Annotated in this window: 10 protein-coding genes; 3 read left to right on the top strand and 7 right to left on the bottom strand. The window is 48.9% G+C overall.

The window, feature by feature from the left end; translation table 11 throughout:
• Positions 1-235: 235 nt before the first annotated feature.
• Positions 236-823: an arylesterase gene (locus N3Z11_RS14830; protein WP_260657977.1), complete on the bottom strand. Its 588-nt coding sequence runs from the start codon at positions 821-823 to the stop codon at positions 236-238.
• Between N3Z11_RS14830 and N3Z11_RS14825 the strand changes: the two genes are divergently transcribed.
• Both N3Z11_RS14825 and N3Z11_RS14820 read left to right on the top strand, forming a co-directional pair.
• Complete coding sequence (locus N3Z11_RS14825; RefSeq protein ID WP_260657976.1) at positions 822-1529, top strand: ABC transporter ATP-binding protein; 708 nt, start codon at positions 822-824, stop codon at positions 1527-1529. The two genes, N3Z11_RS14830 and N3Z11_RS14825, sit on opposite strands and share 2 nt — an antisense overlap.
• Positions 1519-4155 (top strand): ABC transporter permease, encoded by a 2637-nt coding sequence (locus N3Z11_RS14820; protein WP_260657975.1) that lies wholly within the window; start codon positions 1519-1521, stop codon positions 4153-4155. Before N3Z11_RS14825 ends, N3Z11_RS14820 begins: the two co-directional genes overlap by 11 nt.
• Positions 4156-4318: 163 nt before the next feature.
• Here N3Z11_RS14820 and N3Z11_RS14815 read toward each other — a convergent pair whose 3' ends face one another.
• The 6 genes from N3Z11_RS14815 to N3Z11_RS14790 all read right to left on the bottom strand — a co-directional run bounded on the left by N3Z11_RS14815 (position 4319) and on the right by N3Z11_RS14790 (position 8753).
• Positions 4319-5212, bottom strand: a complete 894-nt coding sequence (locus tag N3Z11_RS14815; protein ID WP_260657974.1) for a TIGR01777 family oxidoreductase — start codon at positions 5210-5212, stop codon at positions 4319-4321.
• A 43-nt stretch (positions 5213-5255) separates the two neighbouring features.
• Positions 5256-5621 (bottom strand): dihydroneopterin triphosphate 2'-epimerase, encoded by a 366-nt coding sequence (folX, locus tag N3Z11_RS14810; protein ID WP_260657973.1) that lies wholly within the window; start codon positions 5619-5621, stop codon positions 5256-5258.
• A gap of 87 nt (positions 5622-5708) precedes the next feature.
• Entirely contained in the window at positions 5709-6092 is a 384-nt protein-coding gene (locus N3Z11_RS14805) for a lysozyme inhibitor LprI family protein (RefSeq protein ID WP_260657972.1), read from the bottom strand.
• A gap of 39 nt (positions 6093-6131) precedes the next feature.
• Positions 6132-7451, bottom strand: a complete 1320-nt coding sequence (locus N3Z11_RS14800; RefSeq protein ID WP_260657971.1) for an ATP-binding protein — start codon at positions 7449-7451, stop codon at positions 6132-6134.
• Positions 7451-8128: a response regulator transcription factor gene (locus tag N3Z11_RS14795; RefSeq protein WP_260657970.1), complete on the bottom strand. Its 678-nt coding sequence runs from the start codon at positions 8126-8128 to the stop codon at positions 7451-7453. Before N3Z11_RS14795 ends, N3Z11_RS14800 begins: the two co-directional genes overlap by 1 nt.
• Before the next feature lie 115 nt (positions 8129-8243).
• The gene (locus N3Z11_RS14790; RefSeq protein WP_260657969.1) at positions 8244-8753 is read right to left on the bottom strand and encodes a glycine zipper 2TM domain-containing protein; all 510 of its coding nucleotides are present in this window, start codon (positions 8751-8753) and stop codon (positions 8244-8246) included.
• Between the two features lie 233 nt (positions 8754-8986).
• Here N3Z11_RS14790 and N3Z11_RS14785 point away from each other — a divergent pair, with 233 nt between their 5' ends.
• Complete coding sequence (locus N3Z11_RS14785; RefSeq protein WP_260657968.1) at positions 8987-9322, top strand: ComEA family DNA-binding protein; 336 nt, start codon at positions 8987-8989, stop codon at positions 9320-9322.
• Positions 9323-9392: the final 70 nt, after the last annotated feature.

The raw sequence follows: 9392 nt of genomic DNA, 5'->3' as shown, positions 1-9392 counted from the left end.
GCTATAGCTCAGCTGGGAGAGCGCTTGCATGGCATGCAAGAGGTCAGCGGTTCGATCCCGCTTAGCTCCACCAAATTCCCTGATTATTCTTCCTTAAACAGTGATGCAAACTGGCGTTTGGTTTATTGCCGGCATTTTTCAGCATCTTTTACTGTGTCAGATTTTTTTTCTTCGGCGTTTTTGGCTAAGCCGTGGCAGTTTCATATCACCACGGCACAGCAATACTTTCATTTCCTTACAATTTCAGCAGCAACGGCAGCATAAAATCGCGGATAATCGGTTGCGCTTTTTCGTTGGGGTGAATGCCATCACCGAGCATCAGTTCAGGTTTGGTGGCTATTTCATCCATAAAAAACGGCCAGTACAGCGCCTGATGTTTTTCGGCCAATGCCGGATATAAATCGACAAACAGCTGGTTATAACGTGGGCCATAGTTCGGCGGGATCCGTATCTGCATCAGAATGGGTGTGGCCTGTTGTTGTTTCACCAGAGTGATGATGGCACTGAGGTTTTTTTCCAGCTGCACTATTGGGAAACCGCGCAGACCGTCATTGCCGCCCAGTTCTATCAACACCGCATCGGGTTGATGTGTTTTTAATAATTCGGGTAATCTGGCTAAACCGCCCGCAGTGGTTTCACCGCTGATACTGGCGTTAATCAGTTGCCAGCTTTTTTGTTGTTGCTGTAGTAAATGTACCCAGCCTTGTTGTTGTGTCATGCCATAACCGGCACTCAGACTGTCACCAAGGACTAATAGCTTTTGTGGTTGTGCCTGCGCCAGAAAAACGCAGCAAGCCAATAAGATGGTGAAAAAAATTCTCATGTCATTACTACCTAAGATTGCTATTCAGGCCAAGGCCTTACGTAAAGAAGTCCAGCTGACAGATGCCAGGCTGACTATCCTGCAGCAGATCAACCTAACAATCAACAGTGGTGAGACAGTAGCCGTGGTGGGCGCTTCCGGCTCTGGCAAGTCAACACTACTGGGTATTCTGGCGGGTTTGGATACAGTGAGCAGCGGTGAAGTATATCTGGCTGGACAGCCGCTGCATCAGCTGGATGACGATGCCAGAGCGCAGCTTCGCGCCAAAGAAGTGGGTTTTGTGTTTCAGTCGTTTTTATTATTGCCAAGCTTAACTGCGCTGGAGAACATTACGTTGCCGGCCGAACTTGCCGGTATTAAAGACGCAACAGCCCGTGGCCGTAAACTACTGTCTGATGTTGGTTTAACCGAAAGAGCTGATTTTTATCCAAGTCAGCTCTCTGGCGGCGAGCAACAAAGGGTGGCGATAGCCCGGGCTTTTATTACAGAGCCAGCCATTTTGTTTGCTGATGAACCTTCGGCCAACCTGGACGCAGCCACAGGCGCCAAAATTGAAGATTTATTATTTGCGCTGAACGAGCAGCAGGGCACCACGCTGGTGCTGGTCACGCACAACCCGCAGCTGGCGCAGCGTTGTCAGCGTCAGCTCAATATGCATGCCGGTGAGTTAACAGAGTTAAAACCGGAGGTCGGTGATGTGGCTTAACATAGCCGCCAGACTGTTCTGGCGCGAATTACGCCGGGGAGAGCTTTGGGTGATCGCTTTTGCGTTATGCCTGGCTGTTTTTACCGTGGTGAGCCTGACCGGCATTACCGAAAGTGTGCGTTCTGCATTGTCGCAGCGTAGCAGTAACTTTATTGCCGCAGACAAAATTCTGCGTTCCAGCCTGCCGTTTAATGAACAGATTTTTCAAAACGCCGAACAGCTTGGGCTTAAAACTGCAAAACAAATGCAGTTTAGTACCATGGTGTTTGCCGGCGACCAGATGCAACTGGTCAGTGTCAAGGCCGTGTCGCCAAGCTACCCGCTGCGTGGGCGTTTGCTGTTAAAGAGTTCTGAACAAGCCGACGCCACAACCAGCAACACTGTGGTGAAAGATCAGGTGTTCCTGGAGCCAAGGTTATTGCAGCTGCTGAATATCGGTATTGGCGATAGTCTCGAACTTGGTGTTAGCCGTTTTGTGGTGGGCGGCATTATTGCCGAGGAGCCGGATGCACCGCTGAGTGTATTTGGCAATGCCCCCAGAGTGCTGATGCATGTGGATGATGTGGCCGCTACAGAAGTAGTGCAGCCCGGTAGTCGTATTGGCTATCGTTATCAGTTTGCCGGCGATACGAATACATTAAAAACGCTGGAGCAGCAGGTGAAGCCACTGCTGACGGTGCATGACCGCTGGCAGAGTCTGGATCGGGAATCTGCGGTGGGCTCAGCGCTGGACAGAGCCGAAAAGTTTTTATTATTGGCCGGGTTATTGGGCATAGTACTGGCCGCTTGCGCGGCAGCAGTTGCCGCCAGTCAGTATAGCCAGCGCCATCAGATGGCAGTGGCGGTGATTAAAGCCCTTGGCACCACAACAGCAATGGCAAGACGTATTTATGCCAGTCACCTTGCCATGGTCAGCCTGTTTAGTATTGTCACCGGCTTGTTGCTCGGCCAGCTGGCCAGCTCAGGTGCTCAGTGGTTTATCGAAGTCTGGCTTGGTGATTACCGGCCGGAATTTAGTAGCAGGCCCTTATGGCTGGGTGCTCTAACCGGGGTTATTTGTGCAACTTTATTTTCGGCGCGGCCAATCTGGCGCCTTGCTGCAGTGCCGGCGCTGAACGTACTACGCCAACGCGCGTTAAGTTTTCAGCTGGATCTGTGGCAGTTAGTGACAGGTGGTCTGGCTATCTGGTTATTAATGTGGCTGTTTAGCGGAGACTGGTGGTTATCCAGCTGGTTATTTGTGCTTTGTCTGGCCTTTGCGGCTTTATTGCTTGGGATGGCAGCCGTTCTGGTGCGGCTTGCCAAACCTATGGCGGCAGGCCAAAGCAGTGCACTGAAGCTGGCGCTGGCGAATTTAAGACGCAGATTGTGGCCGAACAGTTTCCAGCTTATTACTTTTAGCCTTGCGCTGTTTTTAACACTGATTTTGTATTTTTTGCGTGCCGAGCTGATTTCACAATGGCAGCAGCAGGTTCCGGCCGGCGCGCCCAATCAGTTTCTGGTAAATATTAATGAAGCGGAAAAACCACAAATTATTCAGTTATTAACCGACAACCAACTGAAAGCCGGCGATTTTTATCCGATGGTGTCGGGCAGGGTACTGACGGTGAATAATGAAAAGTTGCCTGAGTCAGATGGTCGTGAGCAGGATGCGGAGCAATCTAACGCCGGGCAATCTGACGCCGGGCAATCGAACGCAGCTCAGCAAAACCCTGAACGACAAAAAGGCGAGCAGCAAGCGGATATTGCCGATAACACTTTGGCCGCTGGTCGTGATACCCAGAATTCTGGCACAGCAAGTTCTGGTACAAGAAGGGAGGGCATAGGCCGCGAGTTAAATCTGACCTGGCTGCATACTTTACCTGCCAATAATCAGATAGTGGCGGGTCAATGGTTTGGTGCTGAAGACAAGGCGCAGGTGTCGGTTGAAGAAAAACTGGCGGAAAGACTGGCGCTGGAGCTTGGTGATACCATTGGTTTTTCAGTCGGTGGTCAGCCTTTTACTGCAACTGTCAGTAGTTTCCGTAAAGTCGACTGGAACAGCCTGCAACCAAACTTTTTTATGATTTTATCACCGGATCTGATGCAGAATTTCCCGGCGACTTATCTGACGGCTTTTTATTTACCAAAACAACAAACTGCACTACTCAATGAGATGGCCCGCAGTTTCCCGACTATTTCTGTGTTGTCTGTGGATAATATCCTCAAGCAGGTGAATGACATTATTGCCCAGGTTTCATTGGCACTCACCGTCATTCTCGTACTGGTATTTGCTGCGGCTGTACTGGTGCTGGTGGCTCAGGTTCAGGCCACACTGGAACAGCGGGAGCAGGAACTGGCTATTTTAAGAACTTTAGGTGCCAAAACGGTGTTTCTGCGTAAAGCGGTACTGGCCGAATTTGCGGCATTGGGGCTGATGGCTGGTGTTTTTGCAACCTTGCTGGCTGAAGTGCTGCTGGCTGTGGTGCAGATGCGGTTATTCCAGCTGCCGTTTTCGCTGCACTTTAATTTGTGGTGGATAGGACCAGGTCTGGGGCTGGCGTTAATTTGTGGCCTGGGCTGGCTGTTGCTGCGCCATCTGCTGCAACTACCCACGCCGGTATTGTTGCGCCGGGCGTTAAGCTAAAACTCAAACGCTGTTGTTTCACAAAAAAGCCTGCAGTTGCAGGCTTTTTTTGCTGAAGTCTGAGCATCACTGATGCTGTTTTATGCGCAGTGAAAGCGCTGGGTTTCAGGCCTTTTAATGGATCTTGCTAAGCGCTTAAGCTTTCATTTAAAAGCTTGCTACTTTAAAGCGGCAAGGCCTGGAGTGCAGCGCGCAGCTGATTGTATTTAAAGTGAAATCCTGCATCTAACAATTGTTTGGGGTAAACGTTCTGGCCAAATAATAAAATATCGGCCATCTCACCAAACAGCAGCCGAACCATTACAGCCGGCATGGGTAACAACGCCGGTTTACCTAAACGCTCGGCCAGTAATTTGGTCCATTGTTTATTACTGACCGCCATAGGGGCTGTGGCGTTAAATACACCTTTTAACTCCGGATGCTGCAATAAAAAGTCAAAAGCCGCGCAAACATCATCCAGATGGATCCATGACATATATTGTTCGCCACTGCCGATACGACCGCCAAGCCCCAGCTTAAATGCAGGCAGCATTTTGGCCAGAGCACCGCCTTTGGGCGCCAGCACTATGCCAAGGCGTAAAATACAAACCCGGGTTTGTGCGGAGTTGGCTCTGTTGGCAAGGTTTTCCCAGCGGGCGCAAATATCGTGGCTAAATTCGGGATAATAAGACTGATAACTTTCATCTATGCTGTCGCTGCCCTGACGGCCATAAAAACCAACAGCTGATGCATTGAGCAAAGTGTGAGGTGGCGTTGTGGCCCGCTGAATATAACCGACCAGCTCTTCAGTCAGCTGCCAGCGACTCTGACAAATCCGCTGTTTTTGCTCTGTGCTCCAACGTTTATTGGCAATCGACTCACCGGCCAGATTTACCACAGCATCAATCTGGTTAAAATCAACCTGCTGGAGCGAATTGACAGCTTTAACTGCGGTGCCGAACTTCTGCTGCACCTTGCTAACAGAGCGGCTTAACACCGTCAGTTGATGTTGCTGTTGCCATAGCTGAACCAGCGCTGTGCCGACCAGACCTGTTGCGCCTGTCACTAAAATCCGCATGCACTGGCTCCTCTGCCTGAATACCAGATGAGTATAGTTCGTCTCAGTTTTTGTGAACGGATAAGGTTAACGACACCGAATCAGCAAACCGCAGCGCATAAGGTTTGTCGATTTCCACTTCAGCAAATTTAACGGCCGGGTGGGCAGAGGCGATGGCCAGCACTTCGGCCGTTAGTTTTTCCAATAATGAAAATCTGTTGTTTTCCACCAGCTGAATAATATCTTTGGTAATGGTGCGGTAATTCAGCGCTTTACTCATATCATCGGTGTCTGCGGCTTGCACTGCGCTGTATTCAATACGGGCGTTAATAACGACGTCCTGCTTGTTATTAATTTCTTCGTCTTTAATACCGATGAAGGTGCGAAGCCGTAAATTTTTGATCCTGATCACTGCGTTGTTTAAATTCATTCGAAGTCCTGTCTGACAGAAAAAAGATAACCCTTGGGTTCAAGCACTTATACGCACAAGCAGCGGTTGGGGATCAGCGCGCTATTTTTAATAGCGGATATGCTTCATCACGGCAATTTGTTGTTGCAGCTGCTCAATCATACATTCTTTATAAACGCCGGCACCGGCCTGACTGTCCGGGATCAGCGCCAGATATTGCCAGCGGCAGTGGTCACGGCTGAATTTCTGAAAAGTTTCGCGTGAGCGCTGAAATACTCTGAGTGGATCGCCCCGGCCTGTACTACGTTCCATTTCCTGCAACCTGAATAAATGATTATTTTCCCAGGTTTGCAGTTCACGTTCGGTTTTTTCCAGCTCCTGATCCAGACAACGGGAGTATTCAATCTGAAACTGGCGTTTGTCTGCACAGTTGCTGGCTGCCTGACTCTGAAAGGACAGCAAAGATAATAGAAAAATAGGTAATGCTTTCATAGAGTTCCACAAAAATAGCTGGCAATGATTGATGTCAGACTAATACTGGTGCTCGGCAAAGCAGAGCTGAAATCTGGCACCACCGAGCTCACTGCGACCAATGTACAGTTCACCGGAATAAGAGCTGCAGAGTTCATGGACTATCGACAGACCAACACCATGACCTTCTTTATAGGTATCAAGCCGGGTTCCCCGATGCAGCAGCTCTTTGGTTTTACCTTCAGGCACGCCCGGGCCGTCATCGTCCACCGCGATTTGCAGTGGCTTTTGGCTGACACTGACTCTGACCTGATGCTGGCAGGCTTTAAAGGCGTTGTCGAGCAGATTTCCGAGCATTTCCATTAAATCTGTTTCATCGCCTCTGAACATCACCCCGGCGGGCAGGTTGATTTCCAGCCTGACATTTTTATCTTTATAAATTTTTTGCAGTGCATTTTGTAACTGGTTAAGCACAGGGGCAATGGCAATTTGTTTTTGCCAGACATCCTGGCCTGAACTGCTGGCACGCTTAAGCTGGTGTTCAATCATCGCAGTAATACGGTCAATTTGCTCACGGAGTTCAGGTTGCTGCGCCAGTGCCGAGGTATTGAGTACCGCAACCGGAGTTTTGAGTGCATGGGCTAAGTCGCTTAAATGGTGGCGATAGCGTTGTTTTTGCCGGTTTTGACTGGCCAGCAATAAATTTACATCTTCTTTGAGGGTGGTGAGCTCTGCCGGGTAGTTTCCAGTGAGCTGCTGCTGCTGGCCACTTTCAACCTGACGGATCTCATGATCAAGCGCCGACAGCGGTGCTGTGGTCCAATAATAAGCAAGCAAAATCACCAGCAGTAGCACTGCGGCTATCCCAATAAACCAGCGGGCGAGGGTATTGCGAAAACTCTGTACCGGAGCATCCAGCAGCTTTTGATCCTGCACTATATGGATGGTCAGCGGCATACTGCGCTCGCCCATATCAAATAACAGCGCAAAAGATAAAGTCCAGTACACCTGGCCATCCTGCTCAATGGCAACAAACTCGTGTTTGCCGGGCAGCATTTCATGTTGCGGCGGGGTAAAGTTCTGGTTCAGCGAGGAATCGGATTGCCATAACAATTTGTCTTCACTGACAATAAAAGCGCTGGTGCCAGAGTCTGGCCTTAAAAAATCGGCAGGCAAAATGCTGTTATTAATTTCCAGAATGTCGTTTTTAGAGGTGAGTTCAGCTAAAAACGAATACAGATGCACTTCAAGCTTTTGTTCTGTGCTGGTGAGCAGCTGTGCCAGAAAGGCCCTTTCAATCGCAAAAAATGACACCGGCAGTAAAAACAGCATCAGTACCAGACTGATCACTGCCTGCCGGACTTTCAGCGATAACATCATTAGTTCACGGCCAGGTTAAAACGGTAACCACGGCCACGTAATGTTTCGATAGGTTTTAACTCGCCATCAGGGTCGAGTTTTTTCCGAAGCCGCAGTACAAAAACTTCAATGACGTTGCTGTCGAGGTCAAAATCCTGATCGTAAATATGTTCGGTCAGTTCAGTTTTTGACACCACTTTGCTGGGGTTATGCATAAAGTACTCAAGTACTTTGTATTCGTAAGCGGTCAGCGGCACTTCGGTGCCCTGACAAAATACCTGCTGTGTTCTGCTGTTCAGACTGATAGGGCCGGCATTGAGTGTTGGATCGGGTTGACCCGCAGCGCGGCGGATCAGCGCATTACAACGTGCCAACAGTTCTTCCACATGAAAAGGTTTGGTCAGGTAATCGTCGGCACCTGCGTCCAGCCCCTGTACTTTCTCCTGCCAGCTGCCGCGGGCGGTCAGTACAATGATCGGGGTTTTGATGTCTTGTTGCCGTGCTTTTCTAATCAGCGACAAACCATCCATTTTGGGTAAACCAATATCAATAATGGCCAGATCGTAGGGGTATTCGCTAATTTTAAAAAAACCATCAGTACCGTCATGCGACACATCCACACTGAACTGTTGTTGGGTTAAATGGTTTTTCACCTGTTCAGCCAATAATGTTTCGTCTTCTACCACCAATACCCGCATGTGCATTCCTTATGACAGTCAGCCGCACTCTGGCGGCAGCAATGGTTTACTGATCAGTAAACCTGTTGATCTATATATTGATCTCAAAATAGCAGTGCCTGAATTTGGCCTGCTATCAGCGTGATTTCACCGGTTCCACATAAACCGGCATTTGTGGGCCAGGGTCTCTGTCCATTAAGGTGGTGTATTCCCGGCCGTTGAGCTGATAGGTCACCTGATAACCGTCAATGACACTTTGGTATTCCACTTCAGTTCCGGCCTGATAACAAACGGTTTCGTGATGCATCACATCTGTGCCATTTTGCTTGCCGATATCATGACCCACAGCACCCCCCAACACAGCACCAGCGGCCATACCAACTTTTTTATTGGAGCTGTTATGACCAATGGCGTTAACCAAAGCACCGCCAATAATAGCGCCAACAATAGCAGGAGCGGCAGAGTCAGCGTGGCGTTTGACCACCTGGCGCTCTTCACAAACACGTTTTGGCTTATGCACTTCAATGGTCCTATACACCGGCTGCGCCGAGGTGACAGTGGCCATCTGATACTGATCACGGTACTGCTGGGAATAACTGGTACAAGCCGTGATGAGCGGTAACAACAAAGCCAGATATTTCATCATATACCTCCACAGACAATGATTACATCAGGGTAGAGCACAAACTCTTAATTGCAGCTGAATCTAAAAAACCGCTGCATAAAAAGCTAAAAGTATATAAAAAGTTAAATAAATGAAAATAAATTAGCTATCTTCTGTAAGGTTGAAGCTGCAATGAAGCTGCAGTTTCAATCAGCTACAGCGGAACAATTCAGGTTCCGTATTGTAATACCGGACAAACAAACAAGGAAAGTCACATGGATGCAAAATCATTATTATTCGCGGGCCTGGTGGTGGCTGCAGCTATCAGCTTAAACCCGGTGCTTGCCACCCAAAACACCGGGGTGGTAGCAAAAGTAAATGCCAGCGACAGCAAAACCGCTGTTGTTAAAAACACTGCAAATAAACTCAGCATTAATCAGGCAAATCAGGAACAACTGGAAGCAATTCCGGGTATTGGTGCCAAAAAGGCGCAGGCCATTCTGGAATACATTAAAAAGAATGGTCCTATTAAAAATCAGCAACAGCTGATGGAAGTGAAAGGCATAGGTGCCAAACTGGCGGAAAAAATCAGTGGTTTTGTCAGTTTTTAACCAGGGGGTCGTGTTGATTTGTCAGGCGTATAAGGTGTTGAACCTGAAAACCTACTGACAGCCAACAGCC

This window comes from Rheinheimera sp. 4Y26, from assembly GCF_025245835.1.
In the GTDB taxonomy this organism is placed as follows: domain Bacteria; phylum Pseudomonadota; class Gammaproteobacteria; order Enterobacterales; family Alteromonadaceae; genus Pararheinheimera.
The sequence above is the reverse complement of the archived record's forward strand: the minus strand, read 5'-3'. Positions and strand labels throughout refer to the sequence as shown.

Coding starts and splice junctions, on each gene's coding strand:
- N3Z11_RS14825 (WP_260657976.1), top strand. CDS start 822: ATGTCATTACTACCTAAGATTGCTATTCAGGCCAAGGCCTTACGTAAA.
- N3Z11_RS14830 (WP_260657977.1), bottom strand. CDS start 823: ATGAGAATTTTTTTCACCATCTTATTGGCTTGCTGCGTTTTTCTGGCG.
- N3Z11_RS14820 (WP_260657975.1), top strand. CDS start 1,519: ATGTGGCTTAACATAGCCGCCAGACTGTTCTGGCGCGAATTACGCCGG.
- N3Z11_RS14815 (WP_260657974.1), bottom strand. CDS start 5,212: ATGCGGATTTTAGTGACAGGCGCAACAGGTCTGGTCGGCACAGCGCTG.
- folX (WP_260657973.1), bottom strand. CDS start 5,621: ATGAATTTAAACAACGCAGTGATCAGGATCAAAAATTTACGGCTTCGC.
- N3Z11_RS14805 (WP_260657972.1), bottom strand. CDS start 6,092: ATGAAAGCATTACCTATTTTTCTATTATCTTTGCTGTCCTTTCAGAGT.
- N3Z11_RS14800 (WP_260657971.1), bottom strand. CDS start 7,451: ATGATGTTATCGCTGAAAGTCCGGCAGGCAGTGATCAGTCTGGTACTG.
- N3Z11_RS14795 (WP_260657970.1), bottom strand. CDS start 8,128: ATGCGGGTATTGGTGGTAGAAGACGAAACATTATTGGCTGAACAGGTG.
- N3Z11_RS14790 (WP_260657969.1), bottom strand. CDS start 8,753: ATGATGAAATATCTGGCTTTGTTGTTACCGCTCATCACGGCTTGTACC.
- N3Z11_RS14785 (WP_260657968.1), top strand. CDS start 8,987: ATGGATGCAAAATCATTATTATTCGCGGGCCTGGTGGTGGCTGCAGCT.